Origin of the sequence: Kitasatospora sp. SolWspMP-SS2h (assembly GCF_003259315.1) — a bacterium.
Classification (GTDB): Bacteria; Actinomycetota; Actinomycetes; order Streptomycetales; family Streptomycetaceae; genus Kitasatospora; species Kitasatospora fiedleri.
The window spans coordinates 1-26,814 of sequence record NZ_QLLT01000043.1; the positions used below are offsets into that span (position 1 = coordinate 1).

Consider the following 26,814-nt stretch of genomic DNA (forward strand, 5'->3'; position numbering starts at 1 on the left):
CTACCGCCTGCGCAACGTCGTCGAACGCTGCTTCAACCGGCTCAAGCAGTGGCGCGGCCTGGCCACCCGCTACGACAAGACCATCGAGTCCTACCAGGCCACCGTCACCATCGCCTCAATCCTGCTCTGGATTTGATCTTTGAAGACGACTCCTAGGCCCGGTCCAGCCGCTGCTCGAACCAGACCACCTTGCCCGCCCCTAGCCGGGTCGCCCCCCAGCGGTCCGCGCACCGGGAGACTATCTGCAGGCCCCGGCCGCGCTCCTCCTCCGGACCGGCCCGGCGGGTGCGGGGCAGCGCCGGGGAGTCGTCGCCCACCTCGCAGCGCAGCACCGAGGTGCGCACCAGGCGCAGCGTCACCGGCCGGGTGGCGTGCTGGATCGCGTTGGTGACCAGCTCGCTGACCATCAGCTCGCAGCTCTCCGCGAGGTGGTCCAGCCCCCACCGGCGCAGCGCGTGCCCGGCCAGCCGGCGGGCCCGACCCGGCGTCTCGTGCCGGGGCCGCAGGTGCCAGTGCGCCACGTCCTCGGCCGGGATGCCGTCGAACGCGGCCGCCAGCAGCGCGATGTCGTCGGCCCGGTCGCCCGGCGGCAGGATGCGCAGCGCCTCCTGGCACAGCTGCTCCGGGGTGAACCGGTGCCCGCCCGCCAGCCGGGCCCGCAGCAGCTCCAGGCCGGTGCCGAGCGGGCGGTGCCGGGTCTCCACCAGGCCGTCGGTGAACAGCAGCAGCGCCGAACCGGGCGGCGCGGGCAGCTCCACCGAGGCGAAGTCCACCCCGCCGACGCCGATCGGCGCGCCCGAGGGCAGCTCCAGCAGCTCGCTGCTGCCGTCCGGACCGATCAGCACCGGCGGCACGTGCCCGGCGTTGGCGATCCGCACCCGGCCCGCGATCGGGTCGTACACCGCGTACACGCAGGTCGCCAGGTGCTGCTCGCGGCCCAGCCGCTGGGCCTGCTCGTCCAGGTGGTACAGCACCTCGTGCGGCGGCAGGTCGAGGCCCGCCAGGGTCTGCGCGGAGGTGCGCAGCTGGCCCATCACGGCGGCCGAGGTCAGCGAGTGGCCCATCACGTCGCCGGTGATCAGGGCGACCCGGTTGCCGGGCAGCGGGATCGAGTCGTACCAGTCGCCGCCGACCTGCGCGCCGCGCTCGCCCGGCAGGTAGCGGTGCGCCAGCCGGACGCCGTGCGGCTGCGGCAGGTGCGCGGGCAGCATCGAGCGCTGGAGCTCGTCGGCGATCTCCCACTCGCGGGTGTAGCGCAGCGCGGTGTCCACCGCGAGGCCGCCGTGGGTGGCCAGGTGGGCGGCGGTCGCCGCGTCGGCCGGGTCGAAACCCGCCGGGGAGCCGTCCGGCCGCGGGCGGCGGACCAGCAGCAGCACGCCCAGCGCGGCCTGCCGCCCGTGCAGCGGCAGCGCCAGCAGCGCCGTCCCGGCCGGCAGCCGGCCCAGCGCCCGGGCGCCCAGCAGTTCGGCGGCCGGACCGCCCCGGCGGCGGCCGTCCAGCACGGTCGGCCCGCTCGCGGCGCGGCGGGCCAGCAACCGTTCCAGCTCGCCGCCGGGCAGCACCGGGCGCACCCCCGCGCTGCGGCCCAGCCTGGTCCCGCGGGTGTGCCGCACCCGCAGCGCCCGGGGCGGGCCCGGGTCGCGCTCGACGTCCGGCAGCGGGTCGCGGACCAGAACCACCAGGGCGTCCGCGACCGCCGGGACGAGCACCCGGCCCAGGTTGCGCAGCGTCGCCGTCAGGTCGAGCGAGCTGTTGATCAGCCGGGCCGCCCGGTCCAGCGCCGCCAGCCGCTCCGCCAGCCGCCCGGGCACGCCGGAGGCCGCCTCGCCGGACCGGCCCGCGCCGGGCGGCGGGTGCCGCTGGACGGGAACGGCGGGCTGCTGCCCCGCCAGGGACTCCAGGTGGTCGCGCACGGGCTGCCCGATCTGTGCAGATGTGGTCTCGGGGACGGAAGCCGACGCCTCGTCAGCCGGTGCGCCGGCAGCGCAGGTACAGCTGGGTCTCCGGCGGCTGCGCGGACCCGGCGGGCGCGTACGACCGGCTGTCCACCGCCCGCACCGCGAAGCCGCTGCGCTCCAGCAGCCCGACCAGCTCCTCGCGCAGGTAGCCGCTGACCCGGATCTCCTGCTCCAGGAACGGCAGCGGCGCGTCGTCCAGGTCCGCCTCGACCATGCCCAGCGCCAGCAGGCCGCCGGGGCGCAGCAGGGCGCGGAGCCGGCCGAGCGTCTCGGCGATCTCGGCCCGGGGCAGCATCAGCAGCGAGAAGAACGCGGTCGCGGCGTCCAGCGAGCCGTTCCCGTCCGGGCCCAGCTCCTCGACGCCCCAGCGGGACGCGGCGCCGTCCAGGCCCAGGTCCAGGACGTCCATCCGGTGGAACTCCGCCGCCGGGACGGCCGCCCGGGCCCGGGCCAGCATGCCCTCGGACAGGTCGACGCCCGTCACCCGCAGCCCACCGTCCGCCAGTTGGCGGGCGGTCGGCTCGCCGGCCCCGCAGCCCACGTCCAGCACCCGGGCCCCGGACGGGAGTTCGGCCAGCAGCCAGTCGCCGCACGCGAGCTGCCCGGCCCTGGCCGGAAACACCTCCTGGTAGCGGCCCCCGACCGCGTCGAACACGGCGGCCCGGCGGGCCCGTTCCTCCCGGCGCGCACCCGCCGCGGACGCCGGGCCGGCGTCGTCGGCGGCAGCGGTCTGTTCGTCCGTCACGATGATCTGGGCACCTCTCCCGCGCGCGTCCTGCCCTGCCCGTCGTGGCCCGCACTCCACTCCCGACCCTGGCCTTCGAGGATAAACGCGATCACCGGACCGTGGAGTCCGTTTCCGGCCAACCCGTGCGCCGCTGGGCGCTTGTCGCCCGCCAGGGGAAGCACCCGGGGCCCGCGACGGAGCGCGCCACCGCGCCGCGCGCCGCATGGCGCACCGGCGGCAGGGCGGTGACCTGCGCCGACGCCGGATCGACGGCCGGGCCGCGGGCGTTTATCGAACGTCAATCGCGACCTGTCAGAGTCTTCCCAGCGCCGGGGAAGCGTCAAAGCGTTCCCGCAGCCGGGGGGCTGCGGGGACGCCGACGCTCCGGGGGGACGGGCTTCCGCCAGGGGGGACCAGGGGGGACACCAGGGGGGAACGGGAGCCTAGGGCGCGGTGGGGGGAACAGGGGGAGGCTCGGTGTGCCGAGACGTGATGAGGTCCTGCACGGGCTGGGCCTCGGGCACACCGAGCCGCGTGAACACCGTGAGCGCCTCCCGGAGGCACGCCAGCCCGCGCGAGGGCTGCCCCAGCTCCAGGAGCGCCTCGCCCAGCGCCGCGTTCGCCATGCCCTGGCAGTACGCGGCCTCGATCTCCTGGGCGATCGACAGCGACTCCTCGGCCGCCTCCGCCGCCGCCGGGAACCGGCCGTCCGCCAGCAGGCAGGCCGCCAGCCGGGCCAGCGAGTAGCCCTCCCAGATCGGGTGCTGCTGCTGCCGGTACAGCTGGTGCGCCTCCCGCAGGTGCACCGCCGCCTCACCGGGCGAACCGGTCGAGCGCAGCACCACGCCCAACTGGTAGAGCGTGTCCGCCAGGCACGGCACGTTCCCGGACGCCCGGGCCGCCGCCACCGCAGCGCGCGCGGACTCCTCGGCCTCGGCGTGGCGGTCCAGGCCGACGTACGCCCGGGCCATGTTGCCCAGCAGCCGGGCCTCGTTCGTCGGAGCGTCCAGTCCGCAAGCGATCCGGTGGGCCTGCTGGTAGAACGGCAGCGCCTCGGCGGACCGGCCCGCCATGATCAGGATGATCGCCAGGGCGTTGGCCGTGACCATGCGCAGCACGGTGGGGCGATCGGCGGGCTGCAACGCCAGGCTGTGGGCCAACCACTTCTCGGCCTCGGCGAGTTCGCCGCCGATCCGGTGGATCTGGCCGAGCGCGAAGTGCACGCTGGCCAGGGCCACCGAGTCCTGCTGCGCCGCAGGACTGACCGAGGCGGCCCGGAGCATGGCCAGGATCCGGGGGGCCAGCGTGGGGTCCTCGATCACGGAGACCATGCTCTGCACGATGTCCAGCGCCGGATGGAGCAGGGCCAGCGGGGCGTTCGCGGCCGCCTCGACGGCGCTCAGCAGGACGGGGACCTCCGAGCGCAGCCATTCGCGCGCGGTGTCGTTGTCGGGGAACGCGCGTCCGGCCGAGTCGGCCCGGTGCAGTGGTTCGACGGGCCGGTCGTCCGGCTCCATCACCCGCAGCGCGTTCTGCATGGTGGCGTCCAGCAGGTCCAGCAGCCGCAGCAGCGCCTCGTGCTGCTGCTCGACGTCCCCCAGCTTGGCGTTCTGCCGCTGCGCGTACAGGCGCAGCAGGTCGTGGTACCGGTACCGGCCGGGGGTGAAGCACTCCAGCATGTTGGCCTCGACCAGGGACTCCGCCAGGTCCTCGGCCTCCTGCTCGGAGGTGCCGAGCAGCGCGGTGACGGCGGGCAGCGGCAGGTCGGGGGAGTCGACCAGGGCGAGCAGCCGGAAGGCCCGGGCCTCCTCCGGCCGGAGCTGGGCGTAACCGAGTCCCAGGGTGGTCTCCACGGCGAGGTTGCCGAGCTGGAGCTCCTGGAGCCGGTTGCGCTGGTCCGCTAACCGCCGGGCCAGGTCGGAGACGCTCCAGCGCGGACGGCTGGCCAGCCGGGCGGCGGCGATCCGGACCGCCAGCGGCAGGAAGCCGCAGGAAGTCACCACCTGGAGCGCGGCCTCGGGTTCGGCGCCGACCCGCTCGGCCCCGACGATCGCCGAGAACAGCGCCAGCGCCTCGTCCGGGGTCAGCTCCTCGATGTCCACCAGGTGCGCGCCGGGCAGTTCGGCCAGCCGGGAGCGGCTGGTCACCATTACCGCGTTGCCGGAGACGCCGGGGATCAGCGGCCGCAGCTGCCCGGCGTCGCGGGCGTTGTCGAGCAGGATCAGCATCCGCTTGTCGGCCAGCAGCGAGCGGTACAGCGCGGCGCGCTGGTCCAGCGAGTCGGGGGCGTCGGGCGCGCCGAGCGCGTGCAGGAAGTCGCCGAGCACCACGGCCGGGTCGGCCGGGGAGGCGCCCGCGCCGCGCAGGTCCACGTACAGCTGCCCGTCCGGGAAGTCCGGCCGCAGCGAGTGCGCCACGTGCACCGCGAGGGTGGTCTTGCCGACGCCGCCGATGCCGGCCAGCGAGGTCACCACGACGGCTTGGCCGGAACCCGCCCTCAGCACGTCCCGCAGCTCGCCGACCAGCTTGTTGCGGCCGCTGAAGTCCGAGACGTCGGCCGGGAGTTGGGCGGGTGGGACGAAGGCGGTCGGATCCTCGGCGGTCTTCGGCGGGGCGGCCGAGGTGGCCAGCAGCTCCGGGTCGCCGGCCAGGATCCGGGCGTGCACCGCGGAGAGCCCGCCGCCCGGCTCCACGCCCAGCTCGTCGATCAGCAGCTTCCGGGTGTCCGCGTACACGCCCAGCGACTCGGCCTGCCGGCCGCTGCGGTACAGCGCCAGCATCAGCAGTTCGCGCAGCCGCTCGCGCAGCGGGTACGCGGCGGACAGCGCGTTCAACTCGGCCACCACGTCGGCGTGCAGGCCGATCTCCAGGGCCAGCGCGCAGCGCTCCTCGGCCACCGCGAGCTGCCGTTCCGCCAGCCGGTTGCGCTGGGTCTCGGCGTACGGGCCCGGCACGCCGGGCAGCGGGCGGCCGCGCCACAGGTCGAGCGCGGCGACCAGGGTGTCGTGGGCGGAGCGCAGGCCGCCGTCGCCCCGGGCGGTCCCGGCGTCCGTGACCCGGTGCTCGAAGACGGTCAGGTCCAGGGCGTCGGCCGGGATCCGCAGCGCGTAGCCGTCGGTCATCGAGACCAGGACCTCGGCGGGCTTGCGGGCGGCCCGGTTCGGCTCCAGCACCGAGCGCAGCCGGGAGACGTAGGTGCGCAGCGCGGCCACCGCCTGCGGCGGGGTGCGCTCCCCCCAGATGCCGTCGACCAGGTCGTCGGTGGTCACCGGACGGCCCTCGCTGAGCAACAGGGCCACCAGCACGGCCTGTTGCTGCGGCGATCCGAGCGCCAGCGGCGCGTCACCGCGCCACGCCTGGACAGGGCCGAGCACTTGGAAACGCAACGCCCCGGCGGAGCGCGTGTCCTGATGCTCCATGTCCTCCCCTGTGGCCGATGAACCGTCTGTTCCCCACGCCGCCGCCGGTCGTGCGGGGGCGACAGCTTATGAGGAAGCGCGCAAACATCCACCAAGTGGATGCGCGGTGCAACGTTTATAAGACATTTAGCGATCCCTACGATACTGTCCGCGCGCCCGGGCACAGTCGTCCGGGTGATCGAACCCTCTCAGCTGAAAGGCGGCCCGCCCCATGGCCGACGAGACCACCATCACCGTTCCCGAGGCCGAGCAGACCCCGGCCCCGGTCGAGCACACCGCCGACGCCGCCGACCCGAACGCGATCGAGCACGCCCTGGAGGTGCTGGCCGAAGGCCAGCCCGCCGCGCCGGCCGTGGAGCAGATCAGGACCGGGGACGACGAGACCTTCGAGCCGCTCGGCTCGGTCACCAACTGCCCGTGACCGCTGCCCGCGTGAACGGGACGAGCCCCGGCCCTCACCGGCCGGGGCTCGTCCCGTTCGCCCGCTCCGCGGCCGCTACTGCGCCGAGCGCACCCGCAGGTTGGTGATCAGCGGGCCGTCGGTGACCTCGGCGAAGAAGTCGTTCCCCTTGTCGTCCACCACGATGAACGCCGGGAAGTCCTCCACCTCGATCCGCCAGACCGCCTCCATGCCCAGCTCCGGGTACTCCAGCACCTCGACCTTCTTGATGCAGTCCTGCGCGAGCCGGGCCGCCGGGCCGCCGATCGAGCCCAGGTAGAAGCCGCCGTGCTCGGCGCAGGCCTTGGTGACCTGCTTGGAGCGGTTGCCCTTGGCCAGCATCACCATCGAGCCGCCCGCCGCCTGGAACTGGTCGACGTAGGAGTCCATCCGCCCGGCCGTGGTCGGGCCGAACGAGCCGGACGCGTAGCCCTCCGGGGTCTTGGCCGGGCCCGCGTAGTAGACCGGGTGGTCCTTCAGGTACTGCGGCATGCCCTGCCCGGCGTCCAGCCGCTCCTTGATCTTGGCGTGCGCGATGTCGCGGGCCACCACCAGCGTGCCGGTGAGCGAGAGCCGGGTCTTCACCGGGTACTTGGACAGCTCGGCGCGGACCTCGGCCATCGGCCGGTTCAGGTCGATCCGCACGACGTCGTCGTTCAGGTGCTCGTCGGTGGTCTCCGGCAGGTACTTCGCCGGGTCGGTCTCCAGCTGCTCCAGGAACACGCCCTCGGCGGTGATCTTGCCGAGCGCCTGGCGGTCCGCCGAGCAGGACACCGCCATCGCGACCGGCAGCGAGGCGCCGTGCCGCGGCAGCCGGATCACCCGCACGTCGTGGCAGAAGTACTTGCCGCCGAACTGCGCGCCGATGCCGATCCTCTGGGTCAGCTCGAAGACCTTCTGCTCCAGCTCCAGGTCGCGGAAGCCGTGCCCGGTCCGCGCGTCGCCGCCGGTGGGCAGGTTGTCCAGGTAGTGCGCGGAGGCGTACTTCGCGGTCTTCAGGGCGAACTCGGCGCTGGTGCCGCCGACCACGATCGCCAGGTGGTAGGGCGGGCAGGCCGCGGTGCCCAGCGAACGGATCTTCTGCTCCAGGAAGTTCAGCATCGACGCCTCGTTGAGGATCGCCTTGGTCTCCTGGTACAGGTACGACTTGTTGGCCGAGCCGCCACCCTTGGCCATGAACAGGAACTTGTAGGCGTCCCCGTCGGTGGCGTACAGCTCGATCTGGGCCGGCAGGTTGTTGCCGGTGTTCTTCTCGTCCCACATGGTCACCGGGGCCATCTGGGAGTACCGCAGGTTGAGCCTGGTGTACGCGTCGAACACGCCGCGGGCGATCGCCGCCTCGTCCTCGCCGGAGGTCAGCACGTGCTGGCCGCGCTTGCCCATCACGATCGCGGTGCCGGTGTCCTGGCACATCGGCAGGATGCCGCCCGCCGAGATGTTGACGTTCTTCAGCAGGTCCAGCGCCACGAACCGGTCGTTCGGGCTGGCCTCCGGGTCGTCCAGGATCCGGCGCAGCTGCGCCAGGTGCGCCGGGCGCAGGTAGTGCGAGATGTCGTGCATCGCCTCGGCCGTCAGCAGCCGCAGCGCCTCCGGCTCGACCTGCAGGAAGGTGCGACCGCCGGCCTCGAAGGTCGAGACCCCCTCGGAGGTGAGCTTGCGGTACGGAGTGGTGTCCGTGCCGAGCGGGAGCAGGTCGCGGTAGGCGAACTCTGGGGCCATGGGGTGATCCTTCGGTTCTTTCGGCTTCGTCGACGAGGCACCCTCCAGGTTAGGCGCACCTGTCCGCGCCCCCGGCGGTAAGGTCGGCCTGCGTGACCGGCGTCACGCGCGTTGCGTCGAACCGCCGTTCGGTTCCGGGGTCGGCTCGCTAGGCTTGTGACGTGGACAACTCTCCCGCGCAGGACCCGCAGGGCCCGCTGCCCGCCCCGCTGCCGAAGAACGAGCCCGCGCCGGCTCCCGACCGGACCCCCGGTACCGACCTGGCCGCCGAACTGCGCGCCTCCGACGCCGACCGCGAACGCGTCGCCGACCTGCTCCGCGACGCCTACGCCGAGGGCCGGCTCACCGTCGACGAGCACGCCGAACGCGTCGAGGCCGCCTACGGCGCCCGCACCTTCGGCGAGTTGGAGCCCCTCACCCGCGACCTCCCCGGCCACCCCGGGCCGATCCGGCACAACCTCACCAAGGCCCCGCTGGACGACCGGGCCCCCGCCCCGAAGCCCGCCCTGCCCCCGGCCCGGGCCGAGGCGCCCACCATGGTCGCGGTGTTCGGCGGCGCCGCCCGCAAGGGCCGCTGGCGGGTGGGCTCCCACCTCAAGGCGGTCGCCGTGTTCGGCGGCATCGAGATCGACCTCACCGACGCGGTCTTCGAGTCCCCCGAGGTGGTCATCGAGGTGGTCTCGGTGTTCGGCGGCGTCGACATCCGGGTCCCCGAGAACGTCAGCCTGCACGGCGGCGGCGCCGGGGTGTTCGGCGGCTTCGAGGTCCGCGAGCAGACCTCCGCCGACCCGCACGCGCCCGTGGTCCGGGTCAAGGGCGCCGCGGTGTTCGGCGGCGTCGACGCCAGGCCGCGCCGCGGCAAGAAGCTCAAGGAGTGGGTGCGCCGACAGCTCGACGGCTGACCTGCGCGGTCACCGACGGGGCGTCAACTCGCCGGGCGGCACTCGCCGTTGCCCCGAGTGCAGGGCGTAGTCGATTGCGTGCGGTGTGCATGAATCCCGGAGCGGCGGGGTAGTTCCCCTCGCACATCGTTCCTGTACGGCTGTGACCCCGCGGGTCGGCGACGGCGCCACGGCGAGGGAGCACGGGGCAGTCGGGCAGGAGGCGACATCGTCCCCGAGCCTTGAGCCTGGTCAGGAGTCACCGTGCTGCATCCGATCGAGTCCAGCGCCACCGCCGCCGCCCGCCGCCCGGCGGCCCAGCCGGACGTGGACGACAACCCCTGGCACACCTCGGCCGCCTGCCGCAGCGACGAGGCCGGGCTGTTCTTCGCCCCCTCCAAGGAGCCGACGGCCGCCCGGCTCTCCCGCGAGGAGCAGGCCAAGCGGGTCTGCGCCCGCTGTCCGGTCCTGCTCGAATGCCGCGAGCACGCCCTCGCCCAGCCCGAGCCCTACGGCGTCTGGGGCGGCCTCACCGCCGCCGAACGCCGGGTCGTCCTCACCCGCCGCCGACGCCGGGACACCGAGCTCCGCGTCCCGGCCCGGATAGCGGGCTGACACCCGCCGCGCCGGACGCCGCGAGAGCCCGCCGGGCGGCACGGAACCGGGGGCGCGGGAACCCGCGCCCCTCGACTCCGCGCCCGCCCGCTAGTTGGCGCGGTCGAAGTCGATCGCGCTGTAGGCCCGCAGCTTCGCGAGCTTGTGGGTGGAGTCGATCCGCCGGATCGTCCCGCTCTTGGAGCGCATCACCAGCGACGAGGTGGTGGCGGTCTCCTGCCGGTAGTGGACGCCGCGCAGCAGCTCGCCGTCGGTGATGCCGGTCGCGACGAAGAACACGTTCTCGCCGCTGACCAGGTCGTCCGTGGTCAGGACGCGGTCCAGGTCGTGCCCGGCGTCCAGCGCCTTCTGCCGCTCGGCCGCGTCCTTCGGCCAGAGCCTGCCCTGGATGACGCCGCCCATGCACTTCATCGCGCAGGCCGCGATGATGCCCTCGGGGGTGCCGCCGATGCCCATCAGCAGGTCGATGCCGGTCTCCTCGCGGGCGGCCATGATCGCGCCGGCCACGTCGCCGTCCGAGATGAACTTGATCCGGGCGCCGGCCTCCCGGATCTCCCGGACCAGGTCGTCGTGCCGGGGCCGGTCCAGCACCACGACGGTGACGTCCTCGACGGCGGAGCCCTTGGCCTTGGCGACCCGGCGGATGTTGACCGCGGGCGGGGCGGTGATGTCGACGTAGTCGGCGGCCTCGGGGCCGCAGACCAGCTTGTCCATGTAGAACACCGCGCTGGGGTCGAACATGGTGCCGCGGTCGGCGACCGCGAGGACCGCGACCGCGTTGTTCATGCCCTTGGCGGTGAGGGTCGTGCCGTCCACCGGGTCGACGGCGACGTCGCACTCGGCGCCGGTGCCGTCACCGACCCGCTCGCCGTTGTAGAGCATCGGGGCCTCGTCCTTCTCCCCCTCGCCGATGACGACGATGCCGTTCATCGAGACGGTGGAGACGAGGGTGCGCATGGCCTTCACGGCCGCGCCGTCGGCGCCGTTCTTGTCGCCCCGGCCGACCCAGCGGCCGGCGGCCATCGCGGCGGCCTCGGTGACCCGGACCAGTTCGAGGGCGAGGTTGCGGTCGGGGGCCTCCGGAGCGACCTCCAGGGCGGAGGGGAGGTGGTGCGGGTACTGCGTGGTCATCGTCGTTACCTCTCTGTACGCGACGGCCAGTCAGCACCGGGACGCGGAGGGTCACCGGCACTGCGATGAGGGTTGCTGCGATCGTATCGGCAGGGGGAAGGGGGGTCTGTGGCGCACTCCCCGCGTACCCCTTACCGGCCTCGCCACCCCGCCCCCTCCCGTCCCGCCGGCCCCGCCCCGCCCCTCCCCGGCGCACGGCGCCCGCGTAAGCGCCGCCTACCATGGGCGGGTGGCAGGCAACAGCAGCAACAGGGGCCGTCAGACGGTACGGGACATGGTCCTGTCGATGGCGGCGGTCGGCGTCGTGGTGGTGGTCGCGTACTTCTCGATCCCCAGCGCGGACGGCAAGAACGGCGTCCACGCGGTGCCGTACCAGGTCGAACTGGCCTCGGCGAAGCGGGCCGCGCCGTACCCGCTGCTCGGACCGGAGCAGCTCCCGGACGGCTGGAAGGCCACCTCGGTCAGCTACGGCCGGGACGACAAGGGCCGCGCCGCCTGGCACCTGGGCCTGAACACCGCCTCCGGCCAGTACGCGGCGGTCGAGCAGAGCGACGGCAAGTCCGCGGACGTGGTGGCGCTGAACGTGCCGGGCGCCGAGCCGGACGGCACCGCCACGGTGGCGGGCCAGGAGTGGCAGCGGGTGCGGGGCGACCGCTACCGGGCGCTGGTCCGCCCGGCCGGCGACACCGGCACCACGGTGCTCACCGGCACCGCCTCCTACGAGGAGCTCGCCCGGCTCGCCGAGACGCTCCGGTAGCGCACGGCGGCGGGCCACGACTCCGGCGCACGACGAAGGCCCCCGCCGGGGAACGGCGGGGGCCTTCGCGGTCACCGGTGCCGGCGGCGGAGCGCCGGCGTCCGGGAGGGTCAGACGGTGGTGACGACCTCGTCGTAGGCCAGGCGCGGGCTGCGCGGGAACCAGGCGTCCTCGCCCGGCTTGCCGATGTTGACCACGGCCAGCACCGAGTGCTCGCCGTCGCCGAAGAACTCCTTGTTGATGCCCTCGGCGTCGTAGCCGGTCATCGGGCCGGCGGCCAGGCCGGCGGCGCGGACGCCGATGATGAAGTAGGCGGCCTGCAGGGCGCCGTTCAGGACGGCGGAGGACTCGCGGACCGCGCGCTCGGAGAAGAACATGTCCTTCGCCTGCGGGAAGTGCGGCAGCTGGGTCGGGAGCTCCTCGTGGAACTCGTTGTCGGCGGCCAGGATGGCGACCAGCGGCGCGCCGGAGGTCTTGGCCTTGTTGCCGTCGGCCATGTGCTGGACGAGGCGGGCGCGGCCCTCCTCGGAGCGGACCAGGACGATGCGCAGCGGCTGCTGGTTGAAGGCGGTCGGGCCGAACTTCACCAGGTCGTAGATCGCCTGGACCTGCTCGTCGCTGACCGGCTCGTCCGAGAAGGTGTTGGCGGTGCGGGCCTCGCGGAAGAGCAGGTCCTGAGCGGCGGCGTCGAGTGCCAGGGTCATGTCTGTGTCCTACCTCAGAGCTGGAGACGGGGTCCGGTCGGCGGCTGGGGTGCCGCACGCTGAGGTGCAACTTCGATGAAACTTAAACCATTCCCGGACGGGGTGGTGATGTACCTCACAGCCCCGCCGCCGCCCCGGACCGCCGGCCGTCACTCCCCGGCGGGCTCCTCGACGGCCAGCACCGCGTCCAGCCGGGCCCGGGCGCCGTCCAGCCAGCGCTGGCAGACCTTCGCCAACTCCTCGCCGCGCTCCCACAGCGCCAGCGACTCCTCCAGCGTCGTCCCGCCGGTCTCCAGCCGCCGGACCACCTCCAGCAGCTCGTCCCGCGCCTGCTCGTACCCGAGCGCCTGCTCCGGACCCGCTTCCCGCCGACCGCGCTGATCTGCCATGCCGCCCAGGGTAGGCGCTGCTCCCGACAAAACCCCGACAGACCCCCGACAGACCCCCGACAGGCCCCGCGCGCCCCGGCCCGCGTCCGCCCTGCCCTACCCCGCTCTGTTCCGCTCCGCCCTGTTCCGCTCCGCCGGGCCCGAGCACCCCGCCCCCGCCGTCCGGCGGCGCGCCCCCACCCCGTGCCGGGCCGGGGGCGGCGCGCCCTCGGCCAGCGAGCGGCGCAGGTTCAGCCGGGCCCGGTAGGTCAGCGTCTTGACGGCGCCGACCCGCAGCCCGATCCGGTCCGCGATCTCCAGCGAGCTCAGCCCGTCCCAGTAGCGCAGCCGGAGCACCGCCCGCTGACGCTCGTTCAGCACCGCCAGTGCCGCGCCCACCCGCTCCGCCTCCACCGCCGCGATCACCGCCTCCTCGACCCGCACCCCCGAATCCCGGTCCGCGACCGCCGCCACCGTCGACTCGCGCCGGGTGGAACGCCGTTTCTCGTGGTCCAGCAGCACGTGGCGGGCGATGGTGAACATCCACGCGCCGATATCCGTGCCCGTCCAGTGGAAACCGCGAATTCCCGCCATCGCGCGGACGAAAGTGTCCTGGGCCAGGTCCTCGGCCAGCGGTCGGTTACCGGTCCGGCGCAGCAGGAACCCCAGCACCGCGCCGTGGTGGCACCGGTAGATGACCGCCCAGGCCTCGCGGTTCCCGGACTTCGCGGCCTCGATCAGCGCGGGCGTCACCGCCGGTCGGCCCGCCGGGGGGACGTCCATGCCAAACCTCCGGAAAACGCCGGAAAAGGGAAGGGGCGTCACACTAGGACCCGCCCCGACCCGGTGCAAGCAGTTCCCGGGAAAGCGTCGGCAATTCCCGTCGATTTCCGCGCGGAGGGGGGCTCGCGGGCAATTCCGCGAGCCGGTTCCGGGCGGTCGACGGACCGTCAGCCCCCGGCCCCGGCCTCCCCGGCCTCCGGCTCCCCGGCCTCCGCTTCCCCGGCCACCCGCACCTCGAACGCGCCGCCCGCCACCCGGGCCCGCAGCGCCTCGCCGGCCGCGGCCTGCCCGGGGTCGGTCAGCACCGTGCCGTCCGCCCGCTGGAGCACCGCGTACCCGCGCTCCAGGGTGGCCAGCGGCGACAGCGCCACCACCCGGGCCAGCGCGTGCCCCAGGTCGGTCTGGGCGTGGTCCAGCCGGTGCCCCAGCACCCGCCGGGCCCGCTCCACCAGCGCGTCCACCTCCGCCCCGCGGGCCGCCACCGCCTCGGCCGGCGCCGCCAGCACCGGGCGGCTGCGCACCGCGGCCAGCCCCGCCGCCTCCCGCTCCACCCGGTTCAGCACGTGCCGCCGCGCCCGGTCCCGCACCTGCCGCACCCTCGCCAGCTCCTCGCCCACGTCCGGCACCACCCGCTTCGCCGCGTCGGTCGGCGTGGAGGCCCGGAAGTCCGCGACGAAGTCCAGCAGCGGCCGGTCCGGCTCGTGCCCGATCGCGCTCACCACCGGCGTCCGGGCCGCCGCCACCGTCCGCACCAGCTCCTCGTCGGAGAACGGCAGCAGGTCCTCCACGCTGCCGCCGCCGCGGGCCACCACGATCACCTCGACCTCCGGCAGCGCGTCCAACTCCCGCACCGCCGCGCACACCTGGCCCACCGCCTGCGGCCCCTGCACCGGCACGTTGCGCACCTCGAAGCGCACCGCCGGCCAGCGCCGCCGGGCGTTCTCCAGCACGTCCCGCTCGGCCGCCGAGCCCCGGCCGGTGACCAGGCCCACGCAGCCCGGCAGGAACGGCAGCGGCCGCTTCCGGGCGTCCTCGAACAGGCCCTCGGCGAACAGCCGCCGCTTCAACTGCTCCAGCCGGGCCAGCAGTTCGCCCAGGCCGACCAGCCGCAGCTCGGAGGCGCGCAGCGAGAGCGTGCCGCGCGCCGTGTACCACTCCGGCTTCGCCCGGACGATCACCCGGGCGCCCTCCTGCACGGCGTCCGCGACCTGCTCGAACACCTGCCGGAAGCAGGTCACCGTCAAGGAGACGTCCCGGTCCGGATCGCGCAGGGTCAGGAAGACCATCCCCGCCCCCGGCCGCCGGTTCAGCTGGGCGATCTGCCCCTCCACCCAGACCTCGCCCAGCCGGTCGACCCACCCGCCGATCAACGCCGAGACCTTCCCCACCGGCAGGGGCGCTTCCGGACTGCTCGTGTTGGCCATCCCCCGAGGCTAGCCGCCTACCGCGACACCGCACCCCCGCCGGACCGCCGCCCGCGCTGGGCGACCAGCACCACCAGCCCCACCACCAGCCACACCGCCCCCACCACCTGCGCGGTGTGCGCGGCCTCCACCAGCACCGCCACCAGCACCGCGACCCCCAGCACCGGCACCACCCCGTGCCGCAGCCAGTCCCGCGAGCCCCCGCGCACCACGTACCAGCCCACCACCGAGGCGTGCAGCAGCACGAACGCGGTCAGCGCGCCGACGTTCACCACCGAGGTCAGCTGGTCCAGCCCGTCGTCCCGGCGGGCCGCCCAGACCGCCGCGACCAGCGTGATGACGGCCGCGGTCAGCAGCGCCCGCCGGGGCACCGCCGTCCGCTCGTCCACCACGCCCAGCAGGCGCGGCAGCCGCCCCTCCCGCCCCATCGCGAACACCAGCCGCCCGGCCGCCGCCTGCCCGGCCAGCGCCGCGAACGCCGCCCCGATCGCCTTGGACGCCGCGATCAGCACGTGCAGCCAGTGCCCGACCGAGGTCTCTACGGTGTCGTAGAACGCCGAGCCCTGCGCCTCCGGGTCGGCCGCCAGCTGCTGCGGCGTCGTCGGCTCCAGCAGCGCCGCCAGGTAGGTCTGCGCCACGAACAGCAGCCCGGCCAGCGCCAGGCACCACAGCACCGCCCGGGCCACCGCCGCGGACGCGCCGACCGCCTCCTCGACGAAGGAGGCGATCGCGTCGAAGCCCAGGTAGGAGAGGACCGCCACCGACACCGCCGACAGCACCGCCGTCAACGAGAACCCGCCGACTCCCCCGAACGGGGACCCCCAGTCGCGCGCCGCCCCGTCCCGGACCAGCACCACCACCGCCGCGACCGCGAAGACCGCCAGCACCACGACCTCCATCGCCAGCACCGCGAACCCGACCACCGCCGCCGTCCGCACCCCGGTCAGGTTGAGCGCCGTGGTGACCAGCACCGCCAGCACCGTCCACACCCAGCGCGAGACGTCCGGCACCAGCGAGTTGAGCGCGATCCCGGAGAACAGGTACGCCACCGCCGGGATCAGCAGGTAGTCGAGCATCGCCATCCACCCGGCGACGAACCCCGGCCCCTCGCCCAACCCGGCCCGGGCGTACGCGAACACCGAGCCGGCCCGCGGCACCGCCCGCACCATCTCGGCGTACGACAGCGCGGTGAACCCCATCGCCACCGTCGCCACCAGGTACACCGCCGCCACCGCGCCGTGGCTCTTCGCGTCCAGCACGCCGAACACGCCGACCGGCGCCATCGGGGCGATGAACAGCAGCCCGTACACCATCAGATCCCGCACCCCGAGGGTGCGCCGCAGCCCGGTCGTGCCCGCCTGTGTGCTCACCCTGGCCATTCCACCCGGCCGCACCCGTCCGGCGGCGGCGGCGCGCGTCCGCCCCCCGCGGGACTCGCCCGTACGATGGAGCCATGTCCACCAGTGCTCAGCGCCGTGTCCTGCTCGCCGCCCCCCGTGGCTACTGCGCGGGTGTCGACCGCGCCGTGATCGCCGTGGAGAAGGCCCTGGAGCAGTACGGGGCGCCCATCTACGTCCGCAAGCAGATCGTCCACAACAAGTACGTCGTGCAGACCCTGGAGAAGCAGGGCGCGGTCTTCGTCGACGAGACGGAGGAGGTGCCCGAGGGCTCGATCGTGGTCTTCTCGGCCCACGGCGTGGCCCCGTCCGTGCACGACGAAGCCGAGACCGGCCGGCTCGCCACCATCGACGCGACCTGCCCGCTGGTCACCAAGGTGCACAAGGAGGCCCGCCGCTTCGCCGACGAGGACTACGACATCCTGCTGATCGGCCACGAGGGCCACGAGGAGGTCGTCGGCACCATGGGCGAGGCCCCCGAGCGCATCCACCTGGTGGACGGCGCCGAGGACGTCGCCAACGTCAAGGTCCGCGACGAGTCCAAGCTGGTCTGGCTCTCCCAGACCACCCTCTCCGTGGACGAGACCATGGAGACCGTCGGCGCCCTCAAGCAGCGCTTCCCGCTGCTGGTCTCCCCGCCCAGCGACGACATCTGCTACGCCACCCAGAACCGCCAGGTCGCGGTCAAGCAGCTCGCCCCCGAGGCCGACCTGCTGATCGTGGTCGGCTCCAGGAACTCCTCCAACTCGGTCCGGCTGGTCGAGGTCGGCCTGGAGTACGGCGCCAAGGCCGCCCACCTGGTCGACTTCGCCGAGGAGGTCGACCCGGCCTGGCTGGAGGGCGTCACCACGGTCGGCCTGACCAGCGGCGCCTCGGTGCCGGAGATCCTGGTCGACGGCGTGCTCCGGCTCCTCGCCGAGCACGGCTTCGAGGACGTCCAGGTGGTCAAGACCGCCGAGGAGCACCTCACCTTCTCGCTCCCCAAGGAGCTCCGCCGCGACCTGCGCGCCGAGGCCGCCGGCAAGCTCTGACCCCCCGTCACCCCGACCGCGGTCCGGCCCCTCCCCGGAGGGCGCCGGACCGCGCGCGTCGCAAGGGCTGCGCAGGTTCCGCTCCGCCCGTACGTTTGGTACGAGGACCGGCGGGCAGCGGATGCTCACGGCCAGTGAGGGAGGCGAGGGCAGTGACGACGTTCTTCGGCGTGGACATCGGCGGCTCGGGCATCAAGGGCGCGCCGGTCGACCTGGACAAGGGCGTGCTCGCCCAGGAGCGGCACAAGGTGCTCACCCCGCACCCGTCCGGCCCGGACGAGGTGATCGGCGCGGTCTGCGAGGTGGTCCGGCACTTCGACCACCGGGGGCCGGTCGGCCTGACCTTCCCCGGCGTGGTCGTCGACGGGCGCACCATGACCGCGGCCAACGTCGACAAGGGCTGGATCGGCCTGGACGCGGCCCACCGGTTCAGCGAGGCGCTCGGCCTGCCCGCCACCGTCGTCAACGACGCCGACGCGGCCGGGATCGCCGAGGTCACCCACGGCGCCGGACGCGGCCGCAAGGGCGTCGTCCTGCTGCTCACCTTCGGCACCGGCATCGGCAGCGCCCTGTTCTCCGACGGCGTGCTCGTCCCCAACACCGAACTCGGCCACCTCGAACTGCGCGGCAAGGACGCCGAACGGCGCGCCTCCTCCGCCGCCAAGGAGCGCCACGACCTCAGCTGGTCCGAGTGGGCCGGGCGGGTCGACGAGTACCTCGACCTGGTCGAGATGCTGTTCTCCCCGCAGCTGGTCGTCATCGGCGGCGGCGTCAGCCGCAAGCACGAGAAGTTCCTGCCGCTGCTCAAGGACCGCCGCGCCGAGGTCGTCCCGGCCGAACTGCGCAACGACGCGGGCATCGTCGGCGCGGCCATGGCGGCGAGCCTGCGGCCCACCGTGCCCGCGCCCGAACCCCCGGTCGGCTGACCAGGGGCCGGGCCGGTCGGGCGGCCCGGCGGGCTCGGCCTCAGCGGGCCCGGTGCCGCCGGCGCTGGGCCACGTGACGCGCGGTGACGATCGCGGCGGCCAGGGCGGTGCCGGCGAACAGCCAGCCCGCCCGCAGCGCCAGCCCGCCGGCCAGCGCCACCACCTCGCCGGTCACGCCCTGGGAGGGGCCCGGCTGCAGGAGCACCAGCGCCGCCGCGAAGGCGATCGGCCCGCAGATCGGCGCCGCCGGCAGGTCCGAGTACCGCACCCGCACGGCCAGCTGGAAGCACACCACCAGATAGCCGAGCCCGAACAGCACCCCGAGCCCGCCGAACAGCAGCCGGTCCACCCCCGCCGACACCAGCGTCCCGGCCACCGCCGCGACCCCGGTGCCCACCGCGGTCAGCCGGGCCGGCCGCCCGCTCCCGCCGCGCCGCCGCCGGGCCGCCAGCAGCCGCTGCGCCGCGCGCTGCACGACCGGCGGGCCGGTCCGGACGCCGGAGGCCGACCGCAGCCGCGAGTCGGGGGGGCCGCTCTGCCCCGGAACGGCGGCCTCGGCGGCGCCCCGACCGGGCGGTCGCCTTCTCGGCCCTGGCGGCTGGGTACGGGTGCTCTGCTCCACCCGACCAACGTACGGTCCGATCATCGACACCTTGTGTAATGGCCCCCCGGCAATTGTCCGTGTCCGGCCGGAGCGCCCCCACCGCGCTGCCGGAGGCCCCGCGCGCGCCCCGTAGACTGGGGGATCGGCCCGTACGGGCCACCACGACGCCCTCCAAGCCACGGGACACCACTCTCCATGTCGCTCACGATCGGAATCGTCGGCCTGCCGAACGTCGGCAAGTCGACCCTGTTCAACGCCCTGACCAAGAACGACGTGCTGGCGGCCAACTACCCGTTCGCCACCATCGAGCCGAACGTCGGCGTCGTCGGTGTCCCCGACCCGCGCCTGGAGAAGCTCGCCGAGATCTTCGGTTCGCAGCGCGTCCTCCCCGCCACCGTCGACTTCGTCGACATCGCCGGCATCGTCCGCGGCGCCAGCGAGGGCGAGGGCCTGGGCAACAAGTTCCTCGCCAACATCCGCGAGGCCAACGCGATCTGCCAGGTGGTCCGGGCCTTCACCGACCCCGACGTGGTCCACGTCGACGGCAAGGTCTCGCCCAAGGACGACATCGAGACCATCCACACCGAGCTGATCCTCGCCGACCTCCAGACCATCGAGAAGGCGCTGCCCCGGCTCCAGAAGGAAGCCCGCCTCAAGAAGGACACCGCCCCCGTCCTCGCCGCCGCCGAGGCCGCCCAGGCCGTCCTGGAGACCGGCAAGACCCTCTTCGAGGCCGGCTTCGACACCACCGCGATCCGCGACCTGCACCTGATGACCTCGAAGCCCTTCCTCTACGTCTTCAACGTCGACGAGGACGCCCTCTCCGACGAGGACTTCAAGAACGCCCAGCGCGCCCTGGTCGCCCCCGCCGAGGCCATCTTCCTCAACGCCAAGATCGAGTCCGAGCTCATCGAACTCGACGACGCCGAGGCCCTCGAACTCCTCCAGTCCATGGGCCAGGACGAGCCCGGCCTCGCCACCCTCGCCCGCGTCGGCTTCGCCACCCTCGGCCTGCAGACCTACCTCACCGCCGGCCCCAAGGAGACCCGCGCCTGGACCATCCGGCAGGGCGCCACCGCCCCCGAGGCCGCCGGTGTCATCCACACCGACTTCCAGAAGGGCTTCATCAAGGCCGAGGTCACCTCCTTCGACGACCTCGTCGCCGCCGGCTCCCTCCCCGAGGCCCGCGCCAAGGGCAAGGCCCGCATCGAGGGCAAGGACTACGTCATGCAGGACGGCGACGTGGTGGAGTTCCGCTTCAACGTGTGATCAAACCGTTACTGCATGTCACAGATTTGACAAACGTGCAGGTCGGAGAGGGGTGGGCTCCATAGAGTCCACCCCTCTCCTCGTTTCCGTGCTGACTTGGTGCTGGCTTGCGAGAGTCCGTACCGGCCATCGATCCGCCCGGAAGCTCTCGCTTGAGTGGTACGTTATCCGGTACTACTCGCCGAAGGGGTGCGCCCATGTCCATCACCGCGAGCGAGGCTCGCAGGGATCTCTTCCCGTTGATCAAGAAGGTCAACGAGGATCATGACGCCATCGAGATCGTGTCCAAGCACGGAAATGCCGTGCTCGTCTCCGCCGAGGATTACGCCTCTTTGCGAGAGGGCTCCTACCTCTTGCGTTCGCCGGCGAATGCGCGTCGCCTGCTGAAGGCGTACGACAATGCGTTGAACGGCATAGGGCTCTCCGAGCGCACGCTCATCGACCCCGACTCGGCTGATGCCGGGCGGGGTGTCGAGTGAGGCTCGTCTTCGAAGAACAGGGCTGGGAGGACTACACGTCCTGGCTCAAGAACGATCGCAAGATGCTCGCTAGGATCAACAAGCTCATCGAGGACGTCCTGCGCGATCCGTTCACAGGGATCGGCAAGCCCGAGCCGCTGAAGTACCACCTGCCAGGGGCCTGGTCGCGGCGGATCGATGACGAGCAACGCCTCGTCTATCTGGTCGCTGACCGGGAAATCATCATCCTGGCGGCCCGCTACCACTACTGATCCCCGGCCCTGGCGTGCTGTCACGGTGCTGATTTCGTGCTGACTTGGGCCCTCGGAATGAACGTTTCCGCAGGTCAAAGCGGTGCGGTGGACGTTCCGCTTCAACGTCTGACCGCACCCGCGGCCGCGGCGGCTCCCCGGACACCGGTCCGGGGAGCCGCTCGTCGTGTCGGCCCCCGTAGCGGTGGCGGCACCGGGCGGGCAGGACCGCGTCGGCGGCGCGGGTGCCGGTCCGCTCGGGAACCCTCCGGTCCCGGGCCTGCCACCGCAGTCCCCCCGGCCCGGGGTCCCGGTGGCGGGAAACCCCGTGGTGCCGGGAGGCTCGGGCCGGTGAGGATGGTCGGCATGCAGACCCGTTTCCTCGCCATCGGCGAGCTGACCGAGACCCCGGCCACCGCCGTCGTCATCGACGTGATGCGCGCCTTCACCACGGCGGCCTGGGCCTTCGCGCAGGGGGCCGAGCGGATCGTGCTCGCCGAATCGCTCGACGGGGCGCTGGAACTGAAGGCGCGTCACCCCGGGTGGATCGCCCTCAAGGACGGGCCGCCCGCGCCCGGCTTCGACGCCGTCAACTCGCCCGGCCGGATCCGCGACACCGACCTCACCGGCCGCACCGTCGTGCAGAAGACCACCGCCGGAACGGTCGGCGCGCTGGCCGTCCGCGGCGCCGAGCTGGTGCTGTGCGCGAGCTTCGTGGTCGCCGGAGCCACCGCCCGCGCCCTGCACGGCCGCCCCGACGTCACCTTCGTCGTCACCGGCGAGGACGGCCGCGCCGAGGAGGACCTCGCCTGCGCCCGGTACATCGCCCACCGCGCCACCGGCGCCACCCCCGACCCCGCCCCCCACCTCCGCCGCGCCGCCGAGTCCACCGCTGCGGCCGAACTCGCCCAGGGCGTCCGGGAAGGCGTCCACCCGGACGACGTGCGGCTCTGCCTGGAACTCGACCGCTTCGACTTCACGATGGCCGCCGCCCCGGAGGACGGGCTCATGGTGCTGCGCCCGTACGGGGAGGACGGGCGGTAGTTCAGAGGTCGGCCACGAGCTGGTCGAGATCGAGGTCGATGTCGAACGGCACCGGGCGTCGGAGCGCGCCACGGAAGATTCCGGCCGGTGCGTAGCTCCCGGTCGCCCCGTCGAGTTCGTAGACGTGGGCGACGGGACGGCCGTCCTCGTCCTCGATGCGCCAGTAGTGGGGAATCCCGGCCTCCGCATACGTGCGGAGTTTGACGGTGCGGTCGCGGTGGGCGGATTCGGGGGAGACCACTTCGACGGCCAGGACGACGTCTTCGGGCGCGAGCCAGGTGCGGTCGGGGTCGATCGGGGCGCCGGTCGCCAGCAGGTCCGGTTCGGGCCGGTTGCGGGAGTCGAGCCTGATGGTCATCTCCCGGCCGATCTTGACCCCCGGTGGGCACTGCCGCATGAGGGTGACGGTGAGCATGGTGACGAGGTGGCCGTGCCACCACCGCTGCGGGGACGTCGGGAAGACGAGCGCTCCGTCGACCAGTTCCGTATGTCGCGGTGCCTCGGGCAGGCAGTCGAGGTCCTCCGCGAACCAGCCTTCCGCGCGCGGCGGGCGCATCCAGCCGGGCAGTGAGGTCATGTCTCCAGAGTAGTCGGTAGACACTGTCTGCTCGCGGCTGGTAGACAGTGTCTATGGAGAGCGGAGCGGAGCGTCCCCTGTGTGAGCGACTGGTGGACGCCGGGGTCGAACTGGTGCTGGCGGAGGGGTCGGGGGCGGTCGGGTTGCGGGAGATCGCGCGGCGGGCCGGGGTGTCGCACGGCGCGCCGCGGCGGTACTTCCCGACGCACCGGGCGTTGCTGTCGGCGGTGGCGCGGCGGGGGTTCGAGGAACTGGCGGGGCGGTTCGCGGGGGTGCGGGCGGGGGACGCGCGGGCGCGGGTGGCGGGGATGGCACGGGTGTACCTGGCGTACGCCGCCGAGCGGCGCGGGATGTTCGAGCTGATGTTCCGGCACGACCTGCTGGACGGGGAGGGGCGGCCCCCGTTGCGGGAGGCGACGGTGCCGCTGTTCGGGGAGCTGGCGCGGCTGGTGGGGGAGTGCACGGGGGAGGCGGAGCGGGCACCGGTGGTGACGGCCGCGCTGTGGGCGAACCTGCACGGGCTGGCGCAGTTGCAGGGCTGGGGGAGCACCGGGCTGATGCTGGGGGAGGGCCGCGAGGAGGAACTGCTGGAGGCGGTGCTGGCCGCGCACCTCGGCGGTCCGGCGTGAGCCGCCTCGCGCTGCCGGTGAGCGCCGGCGCGGCCATGCTGGTGGCCCTGGACGGCACGGTGCTGCTGATGGCGCAGCCCGGCATGCGGCGCGAACTCGGCTGCACGACCGCGCAGTTGCAGTGGACGAGCACCGGCTACCTGGTCGCCGTCGCCGCCCTGCTGGTGCTCGCGGGCCGACTCGGCGACCGGTACGGCCACCGCCGGACGCTGCTGGCGGGCGTGCTCGGCTTCGGCGCGTCCTCGGCCGGGATCGCGCTCGCGCCGACCGTCGGCTGGGTGGTCGGACTGCGGGTGGCGCAGGGCGTGTTCGGCGCGCTGCTGCAACCCGGGACGCTCGCGCTGCTGCGGCTGTGCTGCCCGCCGGAGCGGCTCGGCCGGGCGGTCGCCGTCCGGACCGGGGCGATCGCGGTGGCGGCGGGCGCGGGCCCGCTGCTCGGCGGGGCGCTGGTGGACGCGTCCGGCTGGCGCGCGGTGTTCTGGATCAACGTCCCGGTGGCCGCCCTGATCGCCGTCATGGCCTTCGCCCTGCGCCCCGAGCGGGAGTTCTCCGGGCGGGAGCGCCCCGACCAGGTGCCCTCCGGCGGTCGGCGGCTCGACCTGGCGGGCGCCGCCCTGCTCGCGGCCGCCCTGGCCGTGCTGGTGCACGCGCTCTCCCGCGTCCCGGAGCGCGGCTGGGGCGGGACGTCCGCCGAACTGGCGGGCGCGGCGGCCCTGTCGGCGGCGCTGGTGGCGCACGAGCGGCGGGCCGCGAGCCCGGTGGTGCCGCGTCCGGTGGTCCGGTCGCGGCCGGTGGCGGCGTCCCTCGTCCTGCTGCTGACCGCCTCGGCGGGGCTGTTCGGCACCCTGTTCAGCACCACCTTCCGGCTCCAGGACGCCCTGGGCGTGGGCCCGTTGGACACCGCACTGCGGATGCTGCCGCTGACCGCGCTGATGGTGCTGGGCGCCCCGGCGGCCGAGCGGGCGCTGCGCGCGCAGGGGCCCCGGCGGACGGCGCTGGCGGGGGTGGCACTGCTGGTGGCGGGCATCGCGGGGCTGGCCGGCCCGGGCGGCGGGGGCGGGTCGGCCCCGGCCGCGGGGGCGGCGTCGGCGCTGCTGGGCGCGGGGTTCGCGGCGGTGATGGTGACGGCCACCGGCACCGTGGTCGGCGACGCCCCGGCGGGGTACGCGGGCGCGGTCGGCGGGCTGAAGCAGACCGCGATGAACATCGGTCCGACCCTGGGCGTCGCGACCGCCGCCGGCACCGGGACGCACGGCTCCCTGCCACTCCTGGCCGCCCTCGCCGCCGTCGGCCTGCTGCCCGCCGCCGCCCTGCCCGACACCCGACACGCACTGCGCCGCGGAGCCGCCGTCGACGGGGCGTGACACGCCGGGCCGGTGACGGAACGACGGACGGCACAGGCGTGGGCGCGCTCGGCTCGGCGCTCGGCGGTGCTGGTGCTGCCGGAGGCGGACGGGGTGATTCCCGCCCAGGTGGCCGAGGCGCTGGACGCCGCGCTGCGCACCCGCCCGGCGTCGCCCCCGTGCGTCCGGCTCGCCCTACCGGGCGCGGACCACCTGCTCGGCCGCCGGCTGGGCGAGCGCCCGCAGGAGCGCGCCCGGGTGGCCGCGGCGCTGCTGGGCGGCGCGGTCGGGGGGCCGACGCTCCCGTCGTTCCGCCCCACCCGCCCCGCGCCGGCCGTTCCGGTCGGCCCCGGCCGTTCCGTCGTCGCGTTAGGCACCGGCCGCGCCGGAGGCCCGGTTCGGTCCGGGCGGTAGCCGCTCAGGGCAGTTCGACCACCAGCCGGCCGTCCGCCGCGCCGGTGACGCGGACGCCGGACAGGTCGTCGACGTGGTGGTCGGGCCGGTGGGCGGCGGCGCGCGGGCCGATGCCGAGCACCGGCATGCCGGCGGCCCGGGCGGCGGCGATGCCCGCCTCGGAGTCCTCCAGCACCAGGCACTCGGCGGGGGCGACGCCCAGTTCGGCGGCGGCCTTGAGGAAGCCCTCCGGGTCGGGCTTGCTGGCGCCGACGTGCTCGGCGGTGATCATCCGCGGCGGCAGCGGGACGCCGGCGGCGGCCATCCGGACCCGGGCGAGCCGGTCGTCGGCGGAGGTCACCAGGGCGTGCGGCAGCCCGGCCAGCGAGGCCACCAGCCGTGCCGCGCCCGGGACTTCGACCACGCCGTCGGTGTCGGAGCTCTCCTCGTCCAGCATCACCGCGTTCTCGGCGAGGTTCTGCTCGACCGGCCGGTCGGGCAGCAGCAGGCCCATGGTCAGGTGGCCCTGCCGCCCGTGCGCGACCCGCATCACCTCGTCGCCGTCCAGGCCGTTGCGTTCGGCCCAGCGGCGCCAGCAGCGTTCGACCACGGCGTCGGAGTTGACCAGGGTGCCGTCCATGTCGAGCAGGACGGCCCGGACCGGCGGGGTGAGGACGGGCATCGGGGCTCCTCGGGAGGCCTCGTACGAATGTTTGTTCCTCAATCGTACAAAACCGGTCGGGGGCGGCCGCTCACCCCACCAGGTGCGCGTTGACCGCCCGGGCCTCCGCGCCGAGTTCCGGCAGCTCCACCACCTCGACGCCCGCGCCGGTCAGCAGCGCGGTGCCCCGGCACGCCTCGACGAACAGCGCGGGCTCCCGCCAGGCCACCACCACCCGCGGCACCCCGGCCGCGATGATCAGCTCCGCGCACGGGTGCGGCCGGGAGGCGCGCTGCCCGCAGGGTTCCAGGGTCGAGTAGACGGTGGCGGTGCGCAGCCGCGGGTCGCCGGCGGGCAGCTTGCCGAGCGCGGCCTCCTCGGCGTGGTTCACGGCGTCCACCTCACGGCTGTAGCCCTCGGCCAGCACCTCGCCGTCCGCGCCGACCACCACCGCGCCGACGGAGAAGGCCGTCCCGGACGGCGGGCAGCGCCGGGACAGTTCGACGGCCCGGCGCATCCACCGCAGGTCGCGCTCGCGGTCGTCCGCGCGGTCCGGCGCGGGCTCGCGGTCGGGTGCGGGCGTGCGGTCACTGGTGGTCATCGGGGGACTCCTTCGGGGCGTACCGCAGCAGGACGACGTCCCCCACCGTACGTGCCCCCAGCAGCCGCATCCGGCGGGTCGGGCCGCCGGGGTAGGCGGCGGGGGAGAGGAAGCGGGGGGCGTCGGCCTGGCCGACCAGCAGCGGGGCGACGGCCAACTGGAGTTCGTCGGCCAGGCCCTCGGCGAGGAACCCGGTGTGCACGCTGCCGCCGCCCTCGACCATCAGCCGGCGCACCCCGCGCGCGCCCAGGTCGTCCAGCACCGCGCCCAGCGGCACCGCCCCGCCCAGGCCGACCACCTCGGTGCCGGGCGCCCCGGCCAGCGCGGTGCGCAGCGCGGGCGCGACGGCGTCGGTGGTGTAGGCGAGTTTGGCGCCGCCGGTGTGCCAGAACTTCAGGCCGGGGGAGAGCGCGCCGCTCGCGCTCAGGGTGACCTTGAGCGGGTACGCGGGCCGCCCGGCGGCCACCCGGGCGGCGCGCCGCTCCGGCGAGTTGACCAGCAGCCGCGGATCGTCGGCGCGCAGCGTCCCGCCGCCGACCAGGATCGCGTCGCTGTCGGCGCGCAGCGCGTCGACCCGGTCGAAGTCCTCGGCGTTGGAGAGCAGCAGCCGGTCGGGCGAGGCGTCGTCGAGGTGGCCGTCGATCGACACCGCGGCGCTCAGCAGGACGTGGGGGCGGGGCACGGGAGGGGCTCCAGGGTCGGCGG

At 74.3% G+C, this 26,814-nt stretch carries 28 protein-coding genes and 1 pseudogene; 14 read left to right on the forward strand and 15 right to left on the reverse strand.

Going from position 1 to position 26,814, the window contains the following annotated elements; translation table 11 throughout:
• Nucleotides 1-136 (forward strand): annotated as a pseudogene (locus K353_RS31970) (IS5/IS1182 family transposase); the annotation flags it as partial.
• Nucleotides 137-152: 16 nt separating this feature from the next.
• Here the strand turns inward: K353_RS31970 and K353_RS31975 are convergent.
• The 3 genes from K353_RS31975 to K353_RS31985 all read right to left on the reverse strand — a co-directional run bounded on the left by K353_RS31975 (nucleotide 153) and on the right by K353_RS31985 (nucleotide 6,104).
• Nucleotides 153-1,913, reverse strand: coding sequence for an ATP-binding SpoIIE family protein phosphatase (locus K353_RS31975; RefSeq protein WP_111556986.1), 1,761 nt, complete (start codon nucleotides 1,911-1,913; stop codon nucleotides 153-155).
• Between the two features lie 52 nt (nucleotides 1,914-1,965).
• On the reverse strand, nucleotides 1,966-2,703 hold the full coding sequence (locus tag K353_RS31980) for a class I SAM-dependent methyltransferase (protein ID WP_111556987.1): 738 nt from the start codon (nucleotides 2,701-2,703) through the stop codon (nucleotides 1,966-1,968).
• Between the two features lie 425 nt (nucleotides 2,704-3,128).
• The gene (locus tag K353_RS31985; protein WP_111556988.1) at nucleotides 3,129-6,104 is read right to left on the reverse strand and encodes an AfsR/SARP family transcriptional regulator; all 2,976 of its coding nucleotides are present in this window, start codon (nucleotides 6,102-6,104) and stop codon (nucleotides 3,129-3,131) included.
• Nucleotides 6,105-6,315: 211 nt separating this feature from the next.
• Here K353_RS31985 and K353_RS31990 point away from each other — a divergent pair, with 211 nt between their 5' ends.
• Nucleotides 6,316-6,525 carry a hypothetical protein gene (locus K353_RS31990; RefSeq protein ID WP_111556989.1) on the forward strand — a complete coding sequence of 70 codons (210 nt, stop codon included), beginning with the start codon at nucleotides 6,316-6,318 and terminating at the stop codon, nucleotides 6,523-6,525.
• A gap of 75 nt (nucleotides 6,526-6,600) precedes the next feature.
• On the opposite strand, the gene K353_RS31995 is transcribed toward K353_RS31990, so the two are convergent.
• A complete protein-coding gene (locus tag K353_RS31995) occupies nucleotides 6,601-8,262 on the reverse strand; it encodes a fumarate hydratase (RefSeq protein ID WP_111556990.1) in 1,662 nt (553 codons plus the stop codon).
• A gap of 161 nt (nucleotides 8,263-8,423) precedes the next feature.
• Between K353_RS31995 and K353_RS32000 the strand changes: the two genes are divergently transcribed.
• Both K353_RS32000 and K353_RS32005 read left to right on the forward strand, forming a co-directional pair.
• A complete protein-coding gene (locus K353_RS32000; RefSeq protein WP_111556991.1) occupies nucleotides 8,424-9,164 on the forward strand; it encodes a DUF1707 domain-containing protein in 741 nt (246 codons plus the stop codon).
• A gap of 243 nt (nucleotides 9,165-9,407) precedes the next feature.
• The gene (locus tag K353_RS32005) at nucleotides 9,408-9,758 is read left to right on the forward strand and encodes a WhiB family transcriptional regulator (RefSeq protein WP_111556992.1); all 351 of its coding nucleotides are present in this window, start codon (nucleotides 9,408-9,410) and stop codon (nucleotides 9,756-9,758) included.
• 90 nt (nucleotides 9,759-9,848) lie between these two features.
• Here K353_RS32005 and glpX read toward each other — a convergent pair whose 3' ends face one another.
• Nucleotides 9,849-10,889, reverse strand: a complete 1,041-nt coding sequence (glpX, locus tag K353_RS32010; protein ID WP_100836540.1) for a class II fructose-bisphosphatase — start codon at nucleotides 10,887-10,889, stop codon at nucleotides 9,849-9,851.
• Between the two features lie 229 nt (nucleotides 10,890-11,118).
• Between glpX and K353_RS32015 the strand changes: the two genes are divergently transcribed.
• Nucleotides 11,119-11,646 carry a DUF4245 domain-containing protein gene (locus K353_RS32015; RefSeq protein ID WP_233533966.1) on the forward strand — a complete coding sequence of 176 codons (528 nt, stop codon included), beginning with the start codon at nucleotides 11,119-11,121 and terminating at the stop codon, nucleotides 11,644-11,646.
• Nucleotides 11,647-11,756: 110 nt separating this feature from the next.
• On the opposite strand, the gene K353_RS32020 is transcribed toward K353_RS32015, so the two are convergent.
• The 5 genes from K353_RS32020 to K353_RS32040 form a co-directional block, all read right to left on the reverse strand.
• Nucleotides 11,757-12,350 (reverse strand): malonic semialdehyde reductase, encoded by a 594-nt coding sequence (locus tag K353_RS32020; protein ID WP_111556994.1) that lies wholly within the window; start codon nucleotides 12,348-12,350, stop codon nucleotides 11,757-11,759.
• 149 nt (nucleotides 12,351-12,499) lie between these two features.
• Complete coding sequence (locus K353_RS32025; RefSeq protein WP_111556995.1) at nucleotides 12,500-12,739, reverse strand: exodeoxyribonuclease VII small subunit; 240 nt, start codon at nucleotides 12,737-12,739, stop codon at nucleotides 12,500-12,502.
• 96 nt (nucleotides 12,740-12,835) lie between these two features.
• Nucleotides 12,836-13,501, reverse strand: a complete 666-nt coding sequence (locus K353_RS32030) for an RNA polymerase sigma factor (RefSeq protein ID WP_111556996.1) — start codon at nucleotides 13,499-13,501, stop codon at nucleotides 12,836-12,838.
• A gap of 167 nt (nucleotides 13,502-13,668) precedes the next feature.
• Nucleotides 13,669-14,925: an exodeoxyribonuclease VII large subunit gene (gene xseA / locus K353_RS32035; RefSeq protein ID WP_111556997.1), complete on the reverse strand. Its 1,257-nt coding sequence runs from the start codon at nucleotides 14,923-14,925 to the stop codon at nucleotides 13,669-13,671.
• A 17-nt stretch (nucleotides 14,926-14,942) separates the two neighbouring features.
• Nucleotides 14,943-16,304, reverse strand: coding sequence for an APC family permease (locus K353_RS32040; protein ID WP_111556998.1), 1,362 nt, complete (start codon nucleotides 16,302-16,304; stop codon nucleotides 14,943-14,945).
• 74 nt (nucleotides 16,305-16,378) lie between these two features.
• Between K353_RS32040 and K353_RS32045 the strand changes: the two genes are divergently transcribed.
• Entirely contained in the window at nucleotides 16,379-17,353 is a 975-nt protein-coding gene (locus K353_RS32045; RefSeq protein ID WP_111556999.1) for a 4-hydroxy-3-methylbut-2-enyl diphosphate reductase, read from the forward strand.
• A gap of 152 nt (nucleotides 17,354-17,505) precedes the next feature.
• Nucleotides 17,506-18,279: a polyphosphate--glucose phosphotransferase gene (gene ppgK, locus K353_RS32050; RefSeq protein ID WP_100836531.1), complete on the forward strand. Its 774-nt coding sequence runs from the start codon at nucleotides 17,506-17,508 to the stop codon at nucleotides 18,277-18,279.
• Nucleotides 18,280-18,319: 40 nt separating this feature from the next.
• On the opposite strand, the gene K353_RS32055 is transcribed toward ppgK, so the two are convergent.
• Complete coding sequence (locus tag K353_RS32055; protein ID WP_111557000.1) at nucleotides 18,320-18,754, reverse strand: DUF6542 domain-containing protein; 435 nt, start codon at nucleotides 18,752-18,754, stop codon at nucleotides 18,320-18,322.
• A 324-nt stretch (nucleotides 18,755-19,078) separates the two neighbouring features.
• Here K353_RS32055 and ychF point away from each other — a divergent pair, with 324 nt between their 5' ends.
• The 4 genes from ychF to K353_RS32075 all read left to right on the forward strand — a co-directional run bounded on the left by ychF (nucleotide 19,079) and on the right by K353_RS32075 (nucleotide 21,905).
• A complete protein-coding gene (gene ychF, locus K353_RS32060; RefSeq protein WP_111557001.1) occupies nucleotides 19,079-20,152 on the forward strand; it encodes a redox-regulated ATPase YchF in 1,074 nt (357 codons plus the stop codon).
• Between the two features lie 197 nt (nucleotides 20,153-20,349).
• Entirely contained in the window at nucleotides 20,350-20,631 is a 282-nt protein-coding gene (locus K353_RS32065) for a type II toxin-antitoxin system Phd/YefM family antitoxin (protein ID WP_031076460.1), read from the forward strand.
• Nucleotides 20,628-20,882, forward strand: a complete 255-nt coding sequence (locus K353_RS32070; protein ID WP_111557002.1) for a Txe/YoeB family addiction module toxin — start codon at nucleotides 20,628-20,630, stop codon at nucleotides 20,880-20,882. Before K353_RS32065 ends, K353_RS32070 begins: the two co-directional genes overlap by 4 nt.
• Nucleotides 20,883-21,227: 345 nt before the next feature.
• Nucleotides 21,228-21,905 carry a 2-phosphosulfolactate phosphatase gene (locus K353_RS32075; RefSeq protein WP_111557003.1) on the forward strand — a complete coding sequence of 226 codons (678 nt, stop codon included), beginning with the start codon at nucleotides 21,228-21,230 and terminating at the stop codon, nucleotides 21,903-21,905.
• Between the two features lies 1 nt (nucleotide 21,906).
• Here K353_RS32075 and K353_RS32080 read toward each other — a convergent pair whose 3' ends face one another.
• Nucleotides 21,907-22,482: a Uma2 family endonuclease gene (locus K353_RS32080; RefSeq protein ID WP_111557004.1), complete on the reverse strand. Its 576-nt coding sequence runs from the start codon at nucleotides 22,480-22,482 to the stop codon at nucleotides 21,907-21,909.
• A gap of 53 nt (nucleotides 22,483-22,535) precedes the next feature.
• On the opposite strand from K353_RS32080, the gene K353_RS32085 reads away from it, so the two are divergent.
• From K353_RS32085 to K353_RS32095, 3 genes are read left to right on the forward strand one after another with little or no spacing between them, the layout of a single operon-like run.
• Complete coding sequence (locus K353_RS32085; protein ID WP_111557005.1) at nucleotides 22,536-23,111, forward strand: TetR/AcrR family transcriptional regulator; 576 nt, start codon at nucleotides 22,536-22,538, stop codon at nucleotides 23,109-23,111.
• Nucleotides 23,108-24,475 (forward strand): MFS transporter, encoded by a 1,368-nt coding sequence (locus K353_RS32090; RefSeq protein ID WP_233533967.1) that lies wholly within the window; start codon nucleotides 23,108-23,110, stop codon nucleotides 24,473-24,475. The genes K353_RS32085 and K353_RS32090 overlap by 4 nt, the downstream gene beginning before the upstream one ends.
• Before the next feature lie 12 nt (nucleotides 24,476-24,487).
• Nucleotides 24,488-24,868: a hypothetical protein gene (locus K353_RS32095; protein ID WP_146616638.1), complete on the forward strand. Its 381-nt coding sequence runs from the start codon at nucleotides 24,488-24,490 to the stop codon at nucleotides 24,866-24,868.
• 4 nt (nucleotides 24,869-24,872) lie between these two features.
• On the opposite strand, the gene K353_RS32100 is transcribed toward K353_RS32095, so the two are convergent.
• The 3 genes from K353_RS32100 to K353_RS37375 form a co-directional block, all read right to left on the reverse strand.
• Entirely contained in the window at nucleotides 24,873-25,529 is a 657-nt protein-coding gene (locus K353_RS32100; RefSeq protein ID WP_100836523.1) for an HAD-IA family hydrolase, read from the reverse strand.
• 70 nt (nucleotides 25,530-25,599) lie between these two features.
• Nucleotides 25,600-26,109: a deaminase gene (locus tag K353_RS37370; RefSeq protein ID WP_370447689.1), complete on the reverse strand. Its 510-nt coding sequence runs from the start codon at nucleotides 26,107-26,109 to the stop codon at nucleotides 25,600-25,602.
• A complete protein-coding gene (locus K353_RS37375) occupies nucleotides 26,096-26,791 on the reverse strand; it encodes a dihydrofolate reductase family protein (protein ID WP_111557007.1) in 696 nt (231 codons plus the stop codon). Before K353_RS37375 ends, K353_RS37370 begins: the two co-directional genes overlap by 14 nt.
• Nucleotides 26,792-26,814 lie beyond the last annotated feature (23 nt).